Here is a 22650-nt window from a genome sequence, read left to right on the forward strand (position 1 = left end):
TGATATTAAAAAAGTTTAAACCGGGGTAAAAAAATACTTATTTATTTCTTCCATATTTATCGTGGCTGGACACCCAGTGTCCGGTAATCACCGCGCACGCCAGCGAAATGTCACCAGCTAATACGGTAGCTGCAACAATTTCAGCCAGCTTGTTGGCTTTGCCTTTACCATAGCAGCCGAGCAAGTCTAAACACTCTTTCTGTGTAGGGAGTCCGGTACCACCACCGTAGGTCGCGACGATCAGTGAGGGAAGGGTAACTGACAGGTACAGATCACCATTAGGCAGAAGCTCGTGGGAAAGTAAGCCTGCATGTGATTCTACGACATTGGCCTCATCCTGACCGGTTGCTATGAACAAAGAGGCAATGCCATTCGCAGAGTGGGGACCATTGTACGCAGCGCCTGCTAGCATCGCCCCCATATTTGCCAATACCGATGACCGAGCCATCATCCAGGTATCGACCTTCATAAGCTTTTTCATGATGTCCTTTTTTAGGACTACCTCTGCGATCACGCGCTTGCCTCGCGAATGCAGCATATTAAGATGTGAATGCTTTTTGTCAGTGTCCATGTTGCCTGATAGCAAGAACTCGCAGTCATGGGGATAGTTTGCTTTGATCCATTCGCACGCGGCGAGAGTGGCTTTCCCAACCATATTCTGACCAGCGGCATCACCGGTGGTGTAGTTAAAACGCACATAACGTGTTTTAGATACAGACCACTGCTCTAAATGAATGAGCTTTCCTATGGATGTAGTGGTTTCTGCGGCCTGTTTGACCGCATCAAAATTCGCATCCAGCCATTCACCAAAGTCTCTTGCGGCTCTGGCATCATCAAAGATAAATGCCGGTGCACGCTGCATGAACTGTTCAACGACAGTCGTTTTCACACCGCCACACTCATTTATGACACGCATACCACGGCTGTAGCTTGCCACCAGCGTTCCTTCAGTAGTTGCCAACGGCACATAGAAGCGACCTTTAGCGTGCTCGCCGTCTATCTCAATGGGCCCGGCTACGCCTACAGGCATTTGCACGATACCGATAAAGTTTTCTATGTTGCCAGGCAATGCCTCAGGATCGATGGAAAAGTTGCCGGTGTGCGTCAACTCTGCTCCTGTGTGATCTTTTAGAAAAGTACGTCGGGTTTCAGCCTGCTCACGACTGTAGTCATTTTGCCCGTCGCGGGGGATGCGATAGCGCCCGTTACCCATAAATAATTGTCTCCCTGTTAGTCTTTCTTCACTATACACAAGGCAGATGACGGGTAAATGTAAGTAGTACTGGTAGGAGCAATAGAAAGTAATGAATATTGAAAGCAGCCAAGTGTAACCATAAGTAAAAACTAGCCACTTCGTCAGTTGCGATATCTGGTTAGGAGAATTACCATCTTTACTTATGATACGGCTATCAAAGTAAAATGATAATGACTATATTTGAACTACAAACGCTGTCTAAGCTAAATAAAAACCTACCTCCCAATGTTTATTTCTCGTACAAGTCTCACGAAATCCTTGAATTTAATACTCTTTATACAATCTCTATAGAATTAAAAAATGGTGATTTAATTTCAGTTGAGAATATTGATATAAATGACATTAAAATCTCATTTGATTGAAAATTAACCTCTATTTTTTATAAACTATATTAGCGGCTCTTATAAACGTTGAGGATTTTAATCAAAAGTGGTTCATGCCAGCGTTAAGCGTTTAATAAAGTTAAAAAGGCCGCAGAAGCGGCCTTTTGATTATGTTACTTAAGGTAACTGATTAGTGCATTTTACGACGACGCAGGAATGCTACAGGAACCAGCAATAGTGCCAGCCATCCCATAGAACCACCGCTCTTGTCTGTTACTGTCACAGACACAGTTTCTGTCGTTGTATTAAGACCATCATTTGCAACCACTTCGAAGCTAACCGTAGTGTCACTATTAGTGCCAGGTGCCGTCATAGAGTACGTGCTGCCCGGAACGCCATTAATAGTGAAGCTGACATCGTCACCTTCAGGGTCAGTTGCAGAAGCGCTTACCGTAATTGTCTCACCTTCACCTACGCTTGTAGGCGCATTGATAGTGATTTCTGGTGGAAGGTTATTTTTCACCATTACGTTAGCAGTTGCAGTAGTGCTATTGCCGTATTCGTCGACAGCCGTAAGTTCAAGAACAACCAAGGTATCTTCTTCAACTTCTGGTGCCATCAAAATGGCTTCGCGTAGTCCGTTACCAGCGATAACAGCAGGTGGTCCACCAACCTGTTTCCAGGTAATGTCGACCGCGTCGCCGTTAGGCTCTTCTACCGACCCAGGCAGTGCCAACTCGTTAAGCTCAACAACTTCCAGACTAGCCTCAGCCATACCGTCAATCAGTACCTGCGGAGCGCCTTCAACCTGAAGACCTTCATAGGTTGGAGAAACCGCAGAGCCAGCACCAGGGATGTTAGTCAGTTCAGACATTGCTACCATCTGAATTGGGCCACCCATGTTGTCAGCGTCAACAGTCACATCGAATGTAAGCTGACGTGGTGCATCAGATACATCGTCAAGGTACATACAAATGTGTGTTCCATCAGTGATTGTCGTAGCTAAATTGCCTGTAGTGCTGGTTTGGTCATAAGAAGTATAAATTGGCGTGCTACCAGAGGTACCAGCCATATTCTCGTAACCAACAGATATAGGCAGATTTCCACCCAAATCATGTTCTACATTGGCATAGGAGTAAATGATATTTGGTTGATCAGCTGTTGCATTATTTACAAACACAACCTGATAATCCGCGATATCTGCGTATTGCTCTTCAAGTCCCCAGAATCTCATGTTATCCCATTCAATAATGGTATAGGCTGCACCCGCAGTCGCAACAGAGATTCCTGAACCATTGGCAACATCAAACTCTTGGTCCCGCCAGTACGGCGCAAGAACGCCGTTAGGCATATCAGCATCAGGCATCGCCTGGTTTGCCCAAGGATTTGCCCCTGTACCGTTACCAAGAGTGATAAAACCATCATCAGTAACAGTCATAGAACTATATAGCTGTCCCAGGAAGTATCCTGGCACACTAAAGGTCCCATTAACCGTATCACCGTCAAGGTTTGCGAAGCCGACACCAAAAGATGCAAGGTCTATGTAGGCACCGCCACCCTGACCAAGCTCTGGGTTTCTACACATTGCATCGGTTGCATTGGTAGTAATAGCGTAGGTAGGTTCCGCACCAAGCAGAGATTCCTGCTCAATATCAGTCCAGCTTATGGTTTCACCTTCAACCATACCACCATCAGAAATGGAGCCTTCAACCAGGGTTACGCCTTCAGGTAACGTTAGCGAAATATCGTAAATGCGATCTTCCGGCATAAAGTTAGCCATAAGGTTAACAGCAAAAGTAGCTGTTTCTCCTGGATTCACCCGTTCTTCACTTAACGCCGTAACGTAAACATCATCCATACCACGCATGATATCCACTGGAATAACGCCAAGATTAGTTGGATTCTCTTCATCCGTACCTAAAGCAATTGCACCGATGTAGATATCACCTTCCTGAGCACCTTCAAGGTCCCAAGTTAGACGCATATCAAACTCAGTTAGCTGCGGGATTGACGAAGGTGCTTCAACCATCAGGTTGTCGCCCGTTTCACTGTCAACCATTGCATGAGCTAGCGTGAACGTATCTGTTGCACCTTCCGAGGAAGCAGCCCAGTTCTGTACGATGATCCAGTACATACCTGCGGCAGGCATTTCTACGTTAACGTATTCGTCAGCGGTAGCAGTTGCGCTAGCACCTACAACTTCTTCTTCCTGAGGTATACCGTCTTCATTCACATCGTGAACGATAAACAGATCCAGGTCCGGAGAAGTGGAGTCCATGGTCGCAGCTGCAAGGCGGATAGTGCCTTCAGGTACTTCGACAGTAGTAATGCTGAGGCCGTCTTCAAGGTCATCCAGGAAGTCTGAGTTATCAGAATCCTGCATTACAGAGCCTGATACCTTCGTCGCTTTAGTCAAACCGTAAGACACAGACTGGAAGTTAGTAATTTCAACAGCCATTACATCTTCAATCAAATAGGAATCTTGATTACGATGTGCTGTGAAATCAAACTCATCAGGGATGTTACCGTTTGAAGCTACAATGGATACTGGCAAATGCAAGTCCGGTGAAGATGCAGATGTCAGATTGATAGCACCAAACGACCACACATCACTTTCAGCACCAAAAGCGTCAATTTCAACTGTCAATTCCTGAGACTGACCTGCAGTAAGGTCGAATGTTTCCGGAGTAACAGTGATATTCAGCCCTTCAGACATGCTTGCTGAACTTACTGTCCAAGAGCCGTCCTTAGTCGCGGTAACGGTACGAGTCCAGCTACAGCGGCCAACACAGTTGTTATCCGTAATAGATGGAATGTTCAATGAACGAGGTTCACCACCAAGCGCAGGATCTGCAGCTGCGTAGTTATCGTCAGTTTCATCCATAACTAAACCTGACTGAACAGCTAAATCTACCTGGATACGGCCTGCACCCATGTCGAACCAGTCTGCAGCGGTAACGCCATCTTCCTTACGAACATCTGTACTGGCAGTCATCATTAATGCTGACCGGATGTTGTCCGGCGTCCATGATGGCTTTTCATGCTTAACCAGTGCGGCAGCACCAGCAACATGAGGGCCTGACATAGAGGTACCTGAAAGGTAAGCATAGTCAGCTGGCGCTGTACCAGTTTGATCGTGCCCATACTGTTCGTCAGAATAAGCAGCATAGATATTCACGCCAGGTGCGGTTACAGAAGGTGTAAGCGTGCTAATTGACGCGTTTGGACCACGTGACGAGAAGTCAGCTGTATTATCAACACCATTCGGGTCGATATAGAGCTCGCCTTCTGCACCCGTAATCGTGGCAGTGTGGCCTTCACCAGACGCTAACCATGTTTTTAATGCATCGCCATCTTCAGCTGATATGTGAATGCCTGGAACAACGTAGGCGTCATTGGCAAGTGTATCTGCGCCACCCTGAACGTTGGCTAGTACAAATCCTCCAGCGCCACCAGCAGCAGCGTTGACCGCTTTGTCTACACGAGCGATATCACCACGATCACACACCACAATCTCACCGCTGAACGTATTGTCCGGGAAAGGTTGTAGACACTGCGCGGGATCATTATCCGGATCATTAGCATTTTCATAATCACCAGCATAAACAATTGATGCTGTAATGCTGCCTGAGTTACTGGTACCGGTAATTGGATCTAGTTCAGTGTCACCGCCCTCAAAATCAGTGATCTCTTTCTCATAAAGAACAGAACGACCGTGTGTAGCAGCAGCGACTGCAGTTACCCATGGTGCATGTTTTGAAGTAGTGAATGGATCCGGACCATCGTTACCTGCAGACTGCGCAAGGAAAATACCAGAGTTGCGAGCAGATAACCATGCGGCGTTCAGAGCGCCAGACCACGGATAACCACCACCTGAAATTGAAAAGTTAATTACATCAACTGCACCTGAGGCAATTGCGTCCTCAACTGCTGAAACCATCGGAGCACCGAAACAGCCTGCATAGGTATCGCCGTTATCACCTGGCTGACAAACAGCATAGGCGATAATGTTAGCATGCGGAGCAACGCCAGAGATGCGTTCAAATTCGAAACCCGATGGAATACCATCACTTTGATTTGCATCAAACTCAACAGAAACCTCGGGTACATCGAATAGAACGTTACCCGCTGCAGTACCTGCGGTGTGCGATCCGTGGCCGTTATAATCTTCACCATTTAAAGGAAGGCCTTCAGGGAAAATGTCCGTATCTGAGTAGGCAGCAACAATATCAGGGTAGCTATAGACCCCAATCAATTTATCGTTACACATTTCCTCGAAATCACCGGCGCAGTCACCAAGATAGTTGCCTGAACCAAGTGGGTTCGTATGGTCATAACCGTCACCACCAATATCTTGGAAAGACGGATGGTCGCTATTGATACCAGTATCAAGAACACCAACTACGATGCCTTCACCCTGGCGACCTACACCACTATCAGTGGCTGTGCCATCCCAAACTGCTGGTGCGCCAATTAATCCAGGACCTGTATCTGTATCAAGCTTATAAACCTGGTCTCGTTCAACCACCTTAACACCAGGCAGCTTTGAAATACGCTCTGCTTCCTGGGGTGTTGCTTTGACGGCAACGGCGTTAAGAGCGTATTTATATTCAGCAACTTTTTCAATTGAACCAATAGTCTGGGCCTTAGTGAAAAAGTCAGACTGTTTCTTCTCCAGATAGCTGGAATACGCTTTTACCTGAGGAGAGTTAACGTCAAGTTTGTGTTTTTGTTTGAAGCTTTTATCTGACGCCGTAACACGATAAGAGCGTTGTGGGTTTGTCGCTTCAAGCCCTTGAACGCCGCCGTCATACATGGCTACAGGGTCATCAGAAAGTTGGACTATAAACACATAGTCTTTATTTTCGAGCCCTTTCTCTGCTTTGTATAGTGTTTTGCGTTGGGTAGGAGCGAGTGTGTTTTTATACTTATTTATCGATGTCGGAGCAATTGCTTTAAAGGTCTCAAGTCCTTCATTTGGATTTGAGCTCAATTCTGCCGCGGAGTGCATAGACATCGACATTAGTGCCGCAGAGACAGCTAATGTCACTTTATTATTCACAGGTAACCTCCGTCTTCCTGTTATGGGATTATTCCCTGGATGGGTATTTTTATTTTGTTATTGGCTTTTGGCATCACGAAGTGGATAGCCTCCAAGCCAAGTTTTAGTTCTAGCACAAAAGTTGAGTAGTGAGAATTGATTTGCGCATTAAATTTCAATCAATGTGTTCATTTAACCTCACACGTTGATTTTTATTTATACTAAACAAATCATTAAGTTAAGCTTGCTAGGCCTTTTTCAGTTATCAGAATAAGTTAAACCTAGTCAGCGCATTATTATTCTGTGTTCGTTACATTTTTGTAAAATAAAGTGGGTTGGCTTTGGGCCATTTTGTAAATAATAGGATGGGTATCCGCATTGGGTCGTTAATTGTGGGATGATTATTCCGCTGCACGTGTTAATTGAAAGTAAATAGCAAGGTGTTTCGTTTGGTTCTGGTCTAGCATAGTCTCATTCGGGTACATAGGTGTACTCATCACCAATAAGAGGGATGGATTGTGAAAGATCGAAATCACCTTGCCGGCGTGTCGACAACGCATCAGGTACATATTATCGAAAATGGCCTGATCGACATTCCCATGCTACAAATCCTACAGCCAGACGGCAGTCTTCATGACGAGGCGGTAGAGCCGGAAATAGACCGCGAAACCGCCACACGTATTTATGACACCATGGAGTATATCCGCGTTCTTGACGAGCGAATGATTGGTGCTCAGCGTCAGGGGCGGATCAGTTTTTATCTTGCCAGCACCGGTGAGGAAGCCGCTTCAGTTGCCAGTGCGGCCGCGCTTTCTGATAAAGACATGATTATGTCGCAGTATCGTGAGCAGGGGGCGCTTGCCTACCGTGGTTACACTACCACACAGTTTATGAATCAAATGTTCAGCAATCAGGAAGACCCGAACAAAGGCAGACAAATGCCTATCCATTACGGTGACAAGCCGCTGAATTTTATGACCATATCTTCACCGCTGGGTACGCAAATTCCGCAGGCGTCAGGTTATGCTTACGGCCAAAAGATGGCAGGGAATGAAGCAATCACGATTTGCTATTTTGGTGAAGGTGCGGCATCTGAAGGTGACTTTCACGCGGGTCTGAATATGGCTGCGGTGCTGAATTGTCCGGTTATCTTTTTTTGCCGCAACAACGGCTACGCTATTTCAACACCCGCCGATGAACAGTTTGCCGGAGACGGAATTGCTTCTCGCGGGATTGGCTATGGGGTAAAAACCATTCGCGTTGACGGTAACGATCCTCTGGCGGTGTATGCTGCCACAAAACAGGCTCGAGAGATCGCGCTTAAAGAAAACTGTCCTGTTTTGATAGAAGCAATGACCTATCGCCTTGCGGCACACTCCACCTCCGACGATCCAACTGGCTATCGCTCCCGTGAAGAGGAAGATAAATGGCGGGCGAAAGATCCTATTCAGCGCATGGCAAAGTGGTTAACGTCTAAAGGCTGGTATGACGAAGAGGCCAATAAGAAGCTGATAGAAAAGTCCCGTCAGGATGTCCTTGCAGCGCTTAAAACGTCAGAAAAAGTGGATATTTGTCCTATCGAAGATATCGTCACTGACGTCTATGATGACGTGCCCTGGCATCTTAAAGAGCAGCTTGACGCATTGAAATCACACATCAAAAAGTACCCGGATGCCTATCCCAAAACCTCAGGGAGAGTGAAGTAATGGCTAAAATGAATCTTCTGCAAGCAATTAATAATGCGCTTATCACGGTGATGGAGCAGGATGAACGCGTTATGGTGTTCGGCGAAGACGTCGGCCATTTTGGTGGCGTATTTCGCGCTACCAGCCACCTTCAGGAAAAATTCGGCAAAGGGCGCTGTTTTAACACGCCACTGACAGAGCAGGGCATTATCGGATTTGCAAATGGAATGGCGTCGCAAGGTTCTGTGCCCGTTGCTGAAATTCAGTTTGGTGACTACATATTTCCGGCGTTCGATCAAATCGTTAATGAAACCGCGAAGTTCCGCTATCGCTCTGGTGGTCAATTCAGTGTTGGTACATTAACCATTCGTACCCCGTATGGCGGCGGCATTGCGGGCGGGCACTATCATAGTCAGTCTCCTGAAGCTTTCTTTGCTCACTGTCCGGGGTTGAAAATCGTGATCCCCAGAAACCCTTATCAGGCCAAAGGTTTGCTACTGGCCTCTATTCGCGATGACAACCCAGTGCTTTTCATGGAGCCAAAGCGCCTTTATCGAGCCTCGGTATCGGATGTGCCGGAAGACGATTATGAATTGCCACTGGGTAAAGCCGACACGGTACAGGAAGGAAGCGACATCACACTTTTGGGTTGGGGTGCGCAAATTGAAATTCTACAAAAAGCAGCAGAAATGGCGCTGGATGATGGTGTTTCCTGTGAAATTATCGACTTGCGCAGCATTCTTCCGTGGGATGTAGACGCTGTTTGTGAATCGGTTATGAAAACAGGGCGTTTACTGATCAATCATGAAGCGCCGCAAACAGGTGGTTTCGCCAGCGAAATTGCCGCGACTGTCCAGGACAAATGTTTTCTGTATTTAGAAGCGCCGATTGCCCGGGTGTGTGGACTGGATACGCCATATCCGCTTGCGCATGAAAAAGAGTACATGCCGGATCAGTTCAAAACCTACGAAGCCATCAAGCGCACACTAAATTACTAAGGGGGTAGCATAATGACAACTGAATTTATTCTGCCCGACATCGGTGAGGGCATTGTTGAATGCGAGTTGCTGGAGTGGCTGATAGAAGAAGGCGACGTGATTGAGGAAGATCAGCCTGTTGCAGAGGTCATGACCGATAAAGCGACAGTACAGATCCCTGCAATGCACTCCGGCACGGTAAAAAAGCTTCATTATAAAGTGGGTGAGATTGCCAAAGTTCACGAGCCATTGTTCGCAATGGAGATTGATGGCGACTCGGCATCAAATACGGAAGCTACGCCTGTATCCAAGTCGGAATCAGGTGCAGAAAACACAGAATCACAGCCAGATGCAATTCCATCTATTCCGCAAAGCAGTGCCACTACCGAAGACTTTATTTTGCCTGATATCGGTGAGGGTATCGTTGAATGTGAGATTGTGAAATGGCACGTTGCTGAAGGCGACAGTATTGAAGAAGATCAACCTGTTGTTGAAGTGATGACTGATAAAGCGGTGGTCGAAATACCCGCTAAGCATGCCGGTACGGTGCATAAACTGTATTATCAGCAGGGCGATATCGCGCGTGTGCATGAGCCACTGTTCGCTCTGGCGACTGAAGGCTCAGCAGAATCTTCCACTCAGGTGACATCAACCCCAGAGTCAGCAAAACCGGACGCTGGTAAAAAATCAACGTTAAGTACCGCGGATGCCAACGCAAAGTGGCCTGACGGGGCATATGAACCGCCCGTAGCGATCCCCGGGAAAGTATTAGCCAGCCCGGCCGTGCGCCGTATTGCCCGTGAAAAATCACTGGATCTCACTGAGGTTGAAGGTTCAGGCAAAAAAGGCCGCATTCTGAAAAAGGATGTTATGACGCTATCAACAGGCGCATCAGAATCGCCACAGGGCGCTAGAAGTGCGAAACCTGAGACGAAGGCGGTAACAGCGGCGGCTGGCGGTACACGTACTGAAAAAGTGCGCGGCGTACAGGCAGCAATGGCGAAACAGATGTCGGCGTCGGTTCAGACCATTCCGCATTTTACTATCAGTGATGAGCTGCGAATGGATGCGCTAATTGCATTGCGCCAGGAGCTCAAACCCGTGTTTGCCGAGAAGGGCGTAAAACTGAGCTTCATGCCGTTTTTCGTAAAAGCCATGTCCCTTGCGCTGCTAGAGTTTCCGAACATCAATAGCCAGCTTAATGACGATGGAACCGAGCAAACGTTCTTCGATGATCATAATATCGGATTTGCGGTTGACTCAAAAGTGGGCCTGCTGGTTCCGAATATCAAACGTGTGCAGGGTTTGAGTCTGTTTGAAATTGCCGAGCAAATGCAACTCATCATCGACAAAGCCCGTGAAGGAAAGCTAGGTGGTGATTTCCTCAAAGGGGGTACCATCAGTATTTCGAACATCGGTGCGATAGGTGGCATGACAGCAACTCCTGTTATCAATAAACCAGAAGCAGCCATTGTCGCGTTAGGGAAAACGCAGTCACTACCACGTTTCAGTGAAAGCGGCGACGTAGAAGCGCACAACATTATGATGGTTAACTGGTCTGGGGATCACAGGATCATTGATGGGGCCACCATGGTGAGATTTAATAACCTGTGGTGCGACTACCTTTCGTCACCTACCAAAATGCTGATGCATCTGAAATAACATCAAGCGCCCTGTAAATCATAGCAGGGCGCACCTTCCTGATTGTGACCTGATGCCGGTAACGATACACTACGCTTTTATGTTTACCGATTTGTAGGGCGCTTTTGTTAAGTTACAAACATGCTTTTCACGCTGGCAATCATGCAGATGTTATTAAACATCTTGGCTGGATTGCTGTCATTGATTACCTTTGCAAAAAAAACAAACCCTTTACGCTGTTTGATACGCATGCGGGAGCAGGGCAGTATTCACTTGATGACGAACAGGCAAGTAAAAACAGTGAGTACGAGTCTGGTATCGCCAGGCTTGTCGATACTGCAATGGCGGAACCATTAGTAGAAAAATACCTGACGCTTTGTGGCGAGTTTTATCAACAGCATTATTATCCGGGATCGCCGGTAATCGCCGCAACATTATTGCGCGACAACGACCAGCTACACGTGATGGAACTGCACCCCGCGGAAATACCTAAATTGCAAGCCTCGTTAAAGGGACTGGCACGTGGACAAGTTCATATTCATCACAGAGATGGCCTTGAAGGATTAAATGCATTAGCACCTCCGTCGCCAGTACGTGGTGCAGTGTTAATCGATCCCCCATACGAGTTATTGTCAGAATATCAATCGGTTACGGATACTGTAAACGCCATACTCAAAAAATGGGCACAGGCGCAAATTGTGATCTGGTATCCCTTATTATCTGCGCGGGCTGGCCAGAAGAGTGGTTGCAGTGAGCGTATGGTTGAAGCACTTACCGAGTCTGGCAAAACCGCGTTTACTGCAGAGTTGCATGTAGCCGATAATTCATCGGATACCGGTATGTATGGTTCAGGGTTACTGTTTATTAATCCATCCTGGCAGCTCGATACGCAATTAACGGATGCCTTAAATGCCATTGCTCCCGCTTTGGGAGACAATATTAAGGTGTCAGTCACATGGCGTAAGCGGGAGTCAGCATAGCGATGAACCAGCCCAAGGCGCTGAAGCATTTCTATATTCCTGAAGAGCAGTCCGTGTATCTGCTCTCTCATGCGGATGCGAAAAAGCTGAAAGACTGGGTGAACCTGTGTAAAGAACAATTGGAATGGCTGGGTTACCGGCATATAGAAATGATAGGAAAAGGCGCATTTGGGTTCGCGTTTTCCGGTATAGCGCCAGATGCCAGGGAGCGGGTATTTAAATTTTCCAGAGTGAATTTGCCACAGCATATTCAGGACAGGCTGGAAGAAGAAGCGTTCATGCTCGGACATGTCAATCATCATAACGTGCCATCCCTGGTTGAGTTTCAGCAAATTGGCAAACAGGCCATTCTTGTGATGGAAAGAGCCATCGGCGATGATCTGGAGAAAGTCAGCCTGAATCGCGGGCCGCTATCGCCAAGACTAATTGTAAAACTGGCGGTGCAAATCGGTGATATGCTGCTATACCTTCGCCAATATCGTGAAAAAGGCGAGGCGAAGCCCCTGGTTCACGGCGACATCAAACCGTCTAATCTTGTGTGGGATGAGAACACGGAAACCGTTGGCCTCATCGATTGGGGCTCATCGGTATTCGCGCAAACGGATGAAACCGGACAGTATGTTGGTAACAACGTGATGGATCTCATGTCCGGCGAACTGCACCAGACCAATGCGCGACTGGGCGACGTATATTTTATCGGTGAAGATCAGCTAAACGGCGCCTTGTCATCGCCACGCTTCGATGAGCAGGGCATGGCCAGTACGCTTTACGCACTGGCCTCCGGTCAGTCCAGCCGGTACGGCAGAAAAGTCATCACGCCGCTTTCGCTTGGCTTACCAAAAATGCTGGCCAATATCCTGGATTATATGCTCAGCGATGACGACACCAAGCGCCGTCAGGGCGGTGACTATTTCTTCAAAAATCTTCATGTACTGCGTCAACTTGTGTTTGCTCAAGATAAACCAGCGCAATACCAGGCGTTAATACCTACCTGGATTGGCGACACCGATCATGAAATAGAAACGGTGGTGTATTCTTCACGGAAGTCCTTCTTGCGTCAGGAAAATGTAGATGCGGAGAATGAGCTGCGGTACGTCGATGATGCCCAGTTTGACCGCTACTATAAAAACTACCTTCAGGGAATGGGAGAAACTGAAAAAGGGTTTATTGCCGCAGTTAGCCGGCTTGGCCGGTATCCTGTAGTGGGCGGACTAGCGATACGCTGGGAACCCGATGGAATTTATGTCGACTCAAGCCTTAATTTGTACGATGAGGGGTTAAAGCCAGCATTTGAGATGGCTGTTAATAATGTCATCACGCTGGCCAGGGCCATTCACCGCAGCGGTATATTTAAGTGCTGTATGTTTAATGCAAAAGATACGCTGCATATTGAGCGCGTGAGTGAGGAGGTTCCCTTTGTGCCAGATAGTAACTGCCATATCCCCTTTGAACTTTCCCGGGTGTCAGTAGTAAAAGACGACAGCAGAACCCACTCTTATTTTGAGGATGGGGATGATCCTGATGAGTTGTTAAAGCTCCCGCCTACACTGATGTCGTTACTGGAAGAACTTAACACCATTCACCATACTGGCTGTATTATTTTTGAGGCATTGCCAACCCATTTGAAAATACACAGTTATTATATGTTGCTGGATCACAGTCAGGCAGAAAGGTTTACGCAAATACTGAATGCGATTGTCGACCAGGTGCCAACTATCAATGGCGTGGGGATTTCAGGGTTTATGAAATTACCCTATAAAGATACGCGTTACTTTGAGCATAAAGCACAATTGCCGGAAAAGTATTACCCGAGAAACCCGAAAAGCGAACTAACAGGAGAAAACAACGCGCATGTCAGAGGTTAAACTCGCATCATTATTTGAGATGGAAAGAATCGAATCTGGTTTGTTTCGAGGCCAGAGCTGGGACCTTGGATTTCGGGCGTTATTTGGCGGCCAGGTACTCGGACAAGCGCTGGCGGCAGCATACCGCACGGTAGACGATGACAGAGTTGCCCATTCTTTTCATTCTTACTTTCTGCTTCCCGGGGATGCACAAAAGCCGGTTATTTACGATGTCGAAGTCGTCAGGGATGGACGCAGCTTTTCTGCCCGGCGTATTAAAGCCATTCAGGATGGTCGCAATATTTTTTATATGACGGCGTCTTTTCAACAAATAGAAAAGGGGATGGAGCACCAGAAAGCGGATATGCCTAACGTACCGCCCCCAGAAAACGTTGAGCCGGATATTGCTTTTTATGAGAAAAACTTTGAAAAAATGGCCAGACCCATGCAGGAAGCGCTTAGCTATCACAAACCTGTAGACATCCGTACGGTAGACGCTGCTAATTCTTACCAGGCCACTGTCAGAGAACCAGTGCGATATATATGGATGCGCTCACGAGACATTCTGGCTGATAACCAGGCGTTGCATCAGGCTGCACTGGCCTATGCGTCTGACTACCACTTCTTAAGCACGTCTTTACAGCCACATGGTATAGCCGTCACAGATAAGAGTTTGCGGATTGCCACAATTGACCATGCGATGTGGTTTCATCGTCCGGTTAATATGAACGAATGGTTACTCTACGCGATGGAAAGCCCATTTAGCGGCAACGCTCGCGGAATTGTAAAGGGACAGCTGTTTAATCAGCAAGGTGAACTGATAGCATCCACCATGCAGGAAGGATTGATGCGAAAAATTGATAACTAGGAGACGCCATGATTTATGAACTGGATGGACACAAACCCGAGGTAGGGAAAGATGTTTATATTGCCCCCGGCGCGCATGTAATTGGTGATGTGAAACTGGAAGATAACGTCAGTGTCTGGTTCAACGCGGTGATCCGCGGGGATATGGATACCATCACTATTGGGGAAGATACCAATATTCAGGATGGCAGTGTGCTGCACACCGATTCGGGTATATCACTGACGTTAGGAAAAGGCGTTACGGTGGGTCATAAAGTGATGCTTCATGGTTGCCGCATTGGCGATTACAGCCTTATTGGTATTAATGCTGTTGTTCTAAATGGCGCAAAGATCGGTAAGGGGTGCATCATCGGTGCAAATGCACTCATCACGGAGAATATGGAAGTTCCGGACTTCTCACTGGTGGTAGGCTCGCCGGGTAAAGTGGTGAAAACTCTGGATAGCGCGGTTCTGGACAAACTAAAAGCGTCAGCCGATCACTATGTTGAAAATGGCAGGCGATTTGCCAGTGGACTTAGCACTGTGAGTGATCCTGCAGCCTACGTTTGAATTTACTTTCCCCTGAATAAAAAATGCCCAGAACATAAGTTCCGGGCCTAGGGGAATGGCTCATTGCTGAGCCGTGCGCTAACTATTGCAAGGGAGAAGTTCATGCAAATTGGTTACAACGGACAGTAATCATAGATCACTTTTGTTTACTTTATAAACAATTTTTTGTGAAAATTTAGTGAAAGCGTATCAGACACTTATCGTATTTTCCAATATTCCTGTTAAAACAAGGGCTTCAAATCTGGTCTGAGCATTGATGGGGTGATTAAAAATTATCCACACAATGCTCACAATTTAGTCACTTACTTTTGCACAACCTCATTCCAACACGTGACTATTCATCAAAGTTATCTTCATGACAGTCTGTTGTTGTTCGGCTGAATCATTGTAACAATGGCTACACTAATAGAGTACTGGCCACAGTTGCAGATTACAGGAGAGGTTATGAAAGATTTCGGTACATTTTTGCCCCCAGAGCGCACGTTGATGGGACCTGGTCCTTCTGACGTCCATCCCCGGGTGTTAAATGCCATGGCACGTTCTACAGTTGGTCACCTTGACCCACTGTTTATCGAACTGATGGATGACACCAAGCAACTTCTGCAGTATGCCTTTAAGACTACCAATGCACTCACTATGCCTGTTTCTGCGCCCGGCTCAGCAGGGATGGAAGCATGCTTTGCAAATCTGGTTGAAGCCGGTGATACCGTTCTGGTTTGTGTAAATGGCGTATTTGGTACGCGGATGGTAGAGAACGTAAAACGTATGGGAGCGACACCCGTTATTGTTGAAGATACCTGGGGAGAACAAACATCGTTGCAGAAAGTGGAGGATGCGTTAAAGCAGCATCCAGATATTAAGGTCGTTGCCTTTGTTCATGCGGAGACATCCACTGGTGTGAGAAATGACGCTAAGACTCTCTGTGAGCTTGCCAGACAATATGACTGCCTGACAATCGTCGATGCGGTGACATCGCTGGGAGGCATAGAGGTTGATGTGGATGGGTGGCAAATTGATGCTATCTACTCAGGATCGCAAAAATGTTTGAGCTGTGTACCAGGTCTTTCCCCTGTGTCTTTCAGCGATAAAGCCGTAGAGGTTATAAAATCCAGAAAAACGCCGGTACAAAGCTGGTTTTTGGATATGAATCTCATTGTTGGCTACTGGGGGCAGGGCGGTAAGCGTGCGTATCACCACACCGCGCCGGTAAACAGTATCTACGCACTTTACGAATCGTTAGTGATGTTAAAAGAAGAAGGACTGGAAAATGCCTGGCAGCGTCACGCTAATGGCCATCAGAAGCTGGTCGAAGGCCTGGCAGGTATTGGTATCGATATGGTCGTGGATGAGAGCTATCGCTTGCCTCAGCTAAATGTGGTCAGGATCCCTGATGGTGTTGATGATGCACAAGTTCGAAAGCAGTTACTCGATACCTATAATCTCGAGATTGGTGCCGGGCTTGGAGACCTGGCTGGCAAAGTCTGGAGAATTGGTCTGATGGGCTATGCGTGCAAAGACCGTAACATCGATCACTGCGTAGCCGCACTAACACGCGTACTTTCCTGAAAAAAAACTGATAGATCAGCGTGATAACACGCTGATTTTAAGAGCAGTTGTTGTACACTGGATACAAAGAAAGTGCGGATATGTCGGAAACTACCCTGCGTACATTAAACCTGCCATTGTGCGGCGAAGGTGGCAGGGAATGGAAATGGTCATCGATAAGAACACGGAAGAAAGTCATATTCATCACCCTGGTGGCAGCATATTTTGCCGGGAGCGGCCAAGGGGCGTTGACTGTGGTCTTTTCTGACTGACTCTGCGGTAACAGGTAATTTATCGTTTACCCGTTCCTCGGTGTAAGCTCTGTATATCCTCAGACCTGTTCGCACTTCATATTGTGTAGATGTGATAGGTTCTTATGTTATCCAGACTCTGGCTTTTCTTTATTCTTTCGGCTTTCATTGCTGCTTGCTATCAGGCGTTATTCAATCAACAGGCCGGCACATTTCAGGATGTCATGGATGCCGTCACGGCAATGGCTACCCTGAGTGTTGACATTGCTATAGGGTTGATTGGCGTGCTGGCGTTCTGGCTCGGTATTTTCCGGGTAGCGGAACAATCTGGCATCGTGGACAAAATGGCCAGTGTGCTGTCTCCATTTCTGCGCCGGGTCATGCCCGAGATCCCTGCACATCATCCTGCACTGGGCAGCATCACCATGAACATGTCCGCGAATATTCTCGGACTGGACAATGCCGCAACACCCTTTGGCATAAAAGCGATGCAGGATATGCAAACGCTGTCGCCGAAAAAAGATACGCTGAGCAACAGCCAGATTCTGTTTTTAGTTTTGAATACGTCCTCCGTTACGTTATTTCCTATCGCGGTATTTCTGTATCGCGCAGAGCAGGGGGCTGCTCAGCCCACCGATGTGTTTATTCCCATTTTACTGGCAACCAGTGCCTCAACGCTGGCAGGGCTGATCGTCACCTGCCTGGTGCAGCGCGTGAACCTGTTAAACAAAGTTGTACTGTTGTACCTGGGCACGGGCTTTGCTTTTCTTGCCGCCGTGGTTCTTTATTTTGGCAGCCTCGCCTCTGACGTTCTGGCTGCGCAATCCGCGGTAATAGCGAATGTGTTGTTGTTTACATTTATTGTGGTTGTGCTCATCGCAGGCTGGAGACGACAGGTAAACTGCTATGAGGAGTTTGTTGAAGGGGCGAAGAAAGGGTTTGAGGTGGCGATTTCACTGATCCCTTATTTAATTGCGATGTTAATTGCGATTGGGATGCTTCGCGCAAGCGGAGTGATGGAATTAATGACGCAGTCTATAGCCAGCATGGTGGCGTTTATCGGTGCAGATACCCGTTTTGTTGATGCGCTGCCAACGGCAATGATGAAACCACTCAGTGGTAGTGGCGCGCGTGCCATGATGATTGAAACTATGCAGTTTCATGGCGCAGATTCTTTCGCCGGGCGCCTGGCATCGGTATTACAGGGATCTACCGAGACCACTTTTTACGTACTAGCTGTATATCTTGGCGCCGTAGGCGTGCGACACGCCCGCCATGCCGTAGCATGTTGCCTGGCTGCCGATGCGGCCGGAATTACCGCGGCTATCGCCGTCAGTTACTGGTTCTTCGGGTAACAAATTCAGACAGTATTCATTATTGATTCATGTCTAGAATGTCATGGTAATGATGAATCATAATTTTAGGAGTTTGTATGTTTTCGATGAAGTCTGCGTTATCTGGTTTCGCCCTGGTTGGCTGTCTGTTTGTCTCTTCTGGAGCCATCGCTCAGCAATCAGCTTCAATTAATGTACAGGGGCAAGGGGCCGTCGCCGTCACGCCTGACGCGTATTCCGTGACGTTTATCCTTGAAGAGCAAGGTGAAACAGTATCTAAGTTAAATCAGCACCTGTCAGGCGAACTCGAAGAAGTGGTAAAATTTCTGCTAAAACAGGGCGTAAAAGAGGAAAATATACAGTCGATGCAAGTACGACTAAATCCTCGTTATGAAAATACGCAAACGGGCCGTGAACAAAACGGGTTTGTGTTAAGTCGCGAGGTGCAAATCACCCATTCCGAAATCAGCAGCTATGATAAAATCATCGACGGCGTTTTGGGGCGTGGCGTTGATCGCATTCAGCAGTTTGAATTTGTCGCAAGTGGTCAGACTAATGCATATGAGCAAGCGTTAGTAGCGGCAGTAGGCGATGCAAAAGCAAGAGCAGCGCTGTTAGCGAAAGAGTTAGGCGTGAAAGTGGGTGATGTGGTTGCAATATCCGAGTCTGGTGGCAATATGCCGGTTCCGGTGATGCGAGCAAAAGCCTTTGCAGAGGACATGAGTGCCTCTATGCCTGGCCAACAGCAAATCAACGCTCGGGTTAACGTGACATTTTCTATAGAGCAGTAACAGGAAACAAGAATTGGAAACAAATTATGAACAATTAATCCATCAGGCTCGCAGCCTGGTGGATGGCGAACATGATCTTATCGCCAATATGGCAAATATCAGTGCACTGCTGTTTAATAACATGAACAGTGTAAACTGGGCTGGCTTCTACCTTTTCAAAGAATCACAGTTAGTGCTGGGCCCTTTTCAGGGCCAGCCGGCCTGTATTCGTATTCCAATGGGTAAGGGCGTGTGTGGTACGGCAGCCGAAATGAAAACAACACAGCGTGTTGATGATGTGCATGCTTTTGCGGGGCACATTGCCTGTGATGCCGCATCCAATTCAGAAATCGTCATACCACTTATCGTAAATGATACCTTGATTGGCGTGCTGGATATTGACAGTCCAGAGTTCAGCCGCTTTGATGAACAGGATCAGGCCGGACTTGAGGCGATTGCCCAGGCATTGGTAGTCAGCCAGCAATCATGAAGTACAGCGTAGATATTCAGGTGGTGTTATCGACACCCGAAGACATGGTTGATGTGCATGATGACCCAAGTGAGGCGTCTGAACGTTTAAATTTTATACTTCACGCAGTTTTTGATCGTGCCGAAGAAGAGATTGAAACGGACAGACTTGAGCGAATTTTACACTATTGCTGGGAATCCTGGCAGCAAGATAGCAATTTAATGGATATAGATGACGATGAATTGCTTGATTGGGTTGACCACACGCTGGCAACTTGGGATGATTCGGATAATAACGAATTGTATTGACCACATTTAGATATCATTAATGGAATCACCAGAGAAGTTTAAAAGCAGTAAGGAAGTCATTGCCTTTCTTGCAGAGTCATTTCCGAACTGTTTCTCCGTTGAGGGTGAAGCGCGTCCACTGAAAATTGGTATTTTTCAGGATTTAGCATCACGACTCGAGGAAGAAGAGCGCGTAAGTAAAACTATGCTTCGGTCCACGCTGAGGCATTACACGAATAGCTGGCGGTATTTGCATAGCATCAAAGAGGGTGAACATCGGGTAGATCTTGATGGAAACCCAGGCGATGTCATCGAGAAAGAGCATGCTGATCATGCTCGTCAACAGCTCGATGAAAGTAAAGCGAAAGCTGCTGAGAAGCGAAAGGCCAAGCAAAAGGCGGCTCCCAAAGGGCAACCCAAGCGCCAGCCTGGCCGGTCGGGAAGCGATACTGCCACAGCCAATCGTAAAAACGACGGTAAGCAGGGAACTAAACCGAAATTAAACAGACCAAATAAGACACCGCCTGCAAAATTGACGGACGACGATCTTAAGCAAGGTACTCAGGTAACAGTAAAATTAGGCAAAGCGCCTATGCCTGCTGTTATTACTGAAGTTGCGAAAGATGGTGTACACGTTCAGCTTGATTCGGGCATGGTAGTCAAAGTCACTTCTGAGGCTTTACGTTTGGCACGTTCCAAGAGGTCGTAATATGAAAGATATCCTTCGAATTTCCATAGCCAGTGCATTCCTGACCGTAGGAGTGGGCGCTGGTGCTGTGACCAACTCTCCTGAGGTTGAAGATCTTCCTCTTTTACAACAGGAAACACAGCACAGCGTCGCAGCTAAGCGCGTAAGCGCGCTTTTCACACGTGCGCATTACAAGGAAATTTCGTTGGATGATACGCTCTCGCAGTTAATCTATGAGCGCTATCTGGAATCTCTTGATCACAACAAGCAAGTATTGTTGAAATCGGACGTAGCCAGTTTCAACAAATTTGAAAACGAATTTGATGATGCGTTGAGTCGTGGCAATCTGAGTATTGCTTACGACATGTACAATAAAAGTGCAGAACGTCGCATCGAGCGTTTCGAGTTTGCCCTGTCATTGTTGGATGAACCTTTCGACTTTGAAAAGAAAGACGATAAGTTTTATTACGACCGGGAAGATGCATCGTGGCCTGAAACCAAAGCCGAGCTTGATGAATTATGGCGTCAGCGTGTTAAGTATGATGCCTTAAATCTAATTCTGGCTGATAAAACCTGGGACGAAGCCAAAGAGTTATTGGAAAAACGCTACACTCGGGCAATCAAGCGTCTTAAACAGGCAAAAAGCGAAGATGTTTTCCAAACTGTTATGAACTCGTTTGCCAGAAGCATTGAAGCGCATACCAGTTATTTGTCTCCTCGTAATGCCGACCGTTTCCAAATGGAAATGAACCTGTCTTTTGAAGGGATAGGTGCGGTATTGCAAAGTGAAGAAGATTACACCGTTATCAAAAGTATTGTCCCTGGTGGGCCGGCTGATAAATCTGGTGCATTAAAACCGGAAGATAAAATCATCGGTGTAGCGCAAGACGATGAAGAATTTGTTGATGTAGTTGGCTGGCGCCTGGATGAGGTGGTTGATTTAATCAAAGGACCTAAAGGCAGTACGGTTCGCCTGCAAATTCAAAAGGGCGCGACAGAATCGAAAAGCATGTCTGTTGTCAGCATGACACGTGACAAAATCAAGTTAGAAGATCGCGCAGCAAAGTCTGAAGTGTATGTACCAGACTCTGGCCCGCATGAAGGTGAAAAGCTTGGCGTAATTACTATTCCTAGTTTTTACAATAACCTGCATGCAGACGTGAAAAAAGAACTGGATTCCCTGAAAGCGCAAGACGTACGTGGTGTTATCGTCGATTTGCGTGGTAACGGGGGCGGTTCGCTAACTGAAGCGACCCTGTTAACCGGTTTATTTATTGAAAAAGGGCCGGTTGTACAGATTCGGTACGGCGAAGGTAAAGTCAGCGTCAACCGTGATACTGATGGACTGGTATCTTATGATGGTCCGCTTACCGTATTGGTCGACCGCTACAGTGCCTCGGCTTCTGAGATTTTTGCGGCGGCGATGCAGGACTACAACCGTGCACTTATCATTGGTGAGCAAACCTTTGGTAAGGGGACCGTGCAACAGCACAGAGGTCTTGGCAGAATTTACGATCTTTACGATAATCCGTTAGGCAGCGTGCAATTTACCATTGCTAAATTCTATCGTATTGATGGTGGCAGTACACAGCATAAGGGCGTAGTGCCTGACATTCTGTACCCATCCGCTATTGAACCAGCTGATTGGGGAGAAAGTCAGGAAGAGACGGCGCTACCGTGGGACAGTATCAATCGTGCGAATTACACAACCTTTGGCGACAGCCAGAATGCGCTGGACGTACTTACCGCCAAGCATAACAAGCGTATTATGCAGGATCCTGAGTTCTCATACATTTATGAGGACATTGAGGAATATAATAAACACAAAGATCGTGATTATATTTCGTTAGTGAAGTCAGAGCGCATTGCTGAGAAAGAGGAAGCGCAAGACAAAGAGCTGGCTCGTACCAATGAACGCCTTAAGCGTATGAATCGTGAACCGATTGCGAAAATGGACGACCTGCCAGAGGATCTTGATGAGATTGAAGAATTAGATCCATTCCTGGATGAGGCCGCGAATATTACTTACGACCTCATCGAAACCGGAAAGTACGCAATTACGCACAACTAAGACCTGAACAAAGAGGGCTGGTGTATCGCCAGCCCTTTTTTTGTGTCTGATAATAAAATATACCAATAAAAAA

Annotated in this window: 16 protein-coding genes; 14 read left to right on the top strand and 2 right to left on the bottom strand. The window is 47.1% G+C overall.

The window, feature by feature from the left end; genetic code table 11:
- Positions 1-37: 37 nt before the first annotated feature.
- Positions 38-1213 (bottom strand): hydroxymethylglutaryl-CoA reductase, encoded by a 1176-nt coding sequence (locus JKP77_RS10225; protein ID WP_218311093.1) that lies wholly within the window; start codon positions 1211-1213, stop codon positions 38-40.
- A 555-nt stretch (positions 1214-1768) separates the two neighbouring features.
- Positions 1769-6640, bottom strand: a complete 4872-nt coding sequence (locus JKP77_RS10230; protein ID WP_218311094.1) for a S8 family serine peptidase — start codon at positions 6638-6640, stop codon at positions 1769-1771.
- A gap of 497 nt (positions 6641-7137) precedes the next feature.
- Between JKP77_RS10230 and JKP77_RS10235 the strand changes: the two genes are divergently transcribed.
- From JKP77_RS10235 to prc, 14 genes are all read left to right on the top strand, one after another.
- On the top strand, positions 7138-8325 hold the full coding sequence (locus tag JKP77_RS10235) for a thiamine pyrophosphate-dependent dehydrogenase E1 component subunit alpha (protein WP_218311095.1): 1188 nt from the start codon (positions 7138-7140) through the stop codon (positions 8323-8325).
- Complete coding sequence (locus JKP77_RS10240) at positions 8325-9302, top strand: alpha-ketoacid dehydrogenase subunit beta (protein ID WP_218311096.1); 978 nt, start codon at positions 8325-8327, stop codon at positions 9300-9302. The genes JKP77_RS10235 and JKP77_RS10240 overlap by 1 nt, the downstream gene beginning before the upstream one ends.
- A 12-nt stretch (positions 9303-9314) precedes the next feature.
- Positions 9315-10943, top strand: coding sequence for a dihydrolipoyllysine-residue acetyltransferase (locus tag JKP77_RS10245; protein WP_218311097.1), 1629 nt, complete (start codon positions 9315-9317; stop codon positions 10941-10943).
- A gap of 104 nt (positions 10944-11047) precedes the next feature.
- Positions 11048-11902, top strand: coding sequence for a 23S rRNA (adenine(2030)-N(6))-methyltransferase RlmJ (locus JKP77_RS10250; protein WP_218311098.1), 855 nt, complete (start codon positions 11048-11050; stop codon positions 11900-11902).
- Between the two features lie 2 nt (positions 11903-11904).
- Positions 11905-13767: a protein kinase domain-containing protein gene (locus JKP77_RS10255; RefSeq protein ID WP_218311099.1), complete on the top strand. Its 1863-nt coding sequence runs from the start codon at positions 11905-11907 to the stop codon at positions 13765-13767.
- Positions 13754-14614 carry an acyl-CoA thioesterase II gene (tesB, locus tag JKP77_RS10260; RefSeq protein WP_218311100.1) on the top strand — a complete coding sequence of 287 codons (861 nt, stop codon included), beginning with the start codon at positions 13754-13756 and terminating at the stop codon, positions 14612-14614. Before JKP77_RS10255 ends, tesB begins: the two co-directional genes overlap by 14 nt.
- Positions 14615-14622: 8 nt before the next feature.
- Complete coding sequence (locus JKP77_RS10265; RefSeq protein WP_218311101.1) at positions 14623-15162, top strand: gamma carbonic anhydrase family protein; 540 nt, start codon at positions 14623-14625, stop codon at positions 15160-15162.
- A 444-nt stretch (positions 15163-15606) separates the two neighbouring features.
- Entirely contained in the window at positions 15607-16728 is a 1122-nt protein-coding gene (locus JKP77_RS10270) for a pyridoxal-phosphate-dependent aminotransferase family protein (RefSeq protein WP_246601164.1), read from the top strand.
- Between the two features lie 355 nt (positions 16729-17083).
- Complete coding sequence (locus tag JKP77_RS10275) at positions 17084-18313, top strand: nucleoside recognition domain-containing protein (protein ID WP_218311102.1); 1230 nt, start codon at positions 17084-17086, stop codon at positions 18311-18313.
- A 77-nt stretch (positions 18314-18390) separates the two neighbouring features.
- Positions 18391-19083, top strand: a complete 693-nt coding sequence (locus JKP77_RS10280; protein ID WP_218311103.1) for an SIMPL domain-containing protein — start codon at positions 18391-18393, stop codon at positions 19081-19083.
- A 13-nt stretch (positions 19084-19096) separates the two neighbouring features.
- Positions 19097-19552 (top strand): GAF domain-containing protein, encoded by a 456-nt coding sequence (locus tag JKP77_RS10285; protein ID WP_246601165.1) that lies wholly within the window; start codon positions 19097-19099, stop codon positions 19550-19552.
- Positions 19549-19839 (top strand): hypothetical protein, encoded by a 291-nt coding sequence (locus JKP77_RS10290; RefSeq protein ID WP_218311104.1) that lies wholly within the window; start codon positions 19549-19551, stop codon positions 19837-19839. Before JKP77_RS10285 ends, JKP77_RS10290 begins: the two co-directional genes overlap by 4 nt.
- Positions 19840-19858: 19 nt before the next feature.
- Positions 19859-20527 (top strand): RNA chaperone ProQ, encoded by a 669-nt coding sequence (proQ, locus tag JKP77_RS10295; protein ID WP_218311105.1) that lies wholly within the window; start codon positions 19859-19861, stop codon positions 20525-20527.
- 1 nt (position 20528) lies between these two features.
- Positions 20529-22577 carry a carboxy terminal-processing peptidase gene (gene prc / locus JKP77_RS10300; protein ID WP_218311106.1) on the top strand — a complete coding sequence of 683 codons (2049 nt, stop codon included), beginning with the start codon at positions 20529-20531 and terminating at the stop codon, positions 22575-22577.
- Positions 22578-22650 lie beyond the last annotated feature (73 nt).

Origin of the sequence: Alteromonas antoniana (genome assembly GCF_019249295.1) — a bacterium.
Lineage (GTDB): Bacteria > Pseudomonadota > Gammaproteobacteria > Enterobacterales > Alteromonadaceae > Alteromonas > Alteromonas antoniana.

Coding starts and splice junctions, on each gene's coding strand:
- JKP77_RS10255 (WP_218311099.1), top strand. CDS start 11,905: ATGAACCAGCCCAAGGCGCTGAAGCATTTCTATATTCCTGAAGAGCAG.
- JKP77_RS10270 (WP_246601164.1), top strand. CDS start 15,607: ATGAAAGATTTCGGTACATTTTTGCCCCCAGAGCGCACGTTGATGGGA.
- JKP77_RS10265 (WP_218311101.1), top strand. CDS start 14,623: ATGATTTATGAACTGGATGGACACAAACCCGAGGTAGGGAAAGATGTT.
- JKP77_RS10280 (WP_218311103.1), top strand. CDS start 18,391: ATGTTTTCGATGAAGTCTGCGTTATCTGGTTTCGCCCTGGTTGGCTGT.
- JKP77_RS10225 (WP_218311093.1), bottom strand. CDS start 1,213: ATGGGTAACGGGCGCTATCGCATCCCCCGCGACGGGCAAAATGACTAC.
- JKP77_RS10275 (WP_218311102.1), top strand. CDS start 17,084: ATGTTATCCAGACTCTGGCTTTTCTTTATTCTTTCGGCTTTCATTGCT.
- tesB (WP_218311100.1), top strand. CDS start 13,754: ATGTCAGAGGTTAAACTCGCATCATTATTTGAGATGGAAAGAATCGAA.
- JKP77_RS10290 (WP_218311104.1), top strand. CDS start 19,549: ATGAAGTACAGCGTAGATATTCAGGTGGTGTTATCGACACCCGAAGAC.
- proQ (WP_218311105.1), top strand. CDS start 19,859: ATGGAATCACCAGAGAAGTTTAAAAGCAGTAAGGAAGTCATTGCCTTT.
- JKP77_RS10245 (WP_218311097.1), top strand. CDS start 9,315: ATGACAACTGAATTTATTCTGCCCGACATCGGTGAGGGCATTGTTGAA.
- prc (WP_218311106.1), top strand. CDS start 20,529: ATGAAAGATATCCTTCGAATTTCCATAGCCAGTGCATTCCTGACCGTA.
- JKP77_RS10240 (WP_218311096.1), top strand. CDS start 8,325: ATGGCTAAAATGAATCTTCTGCAAGCAATTAATAATGCGCTTATCACG.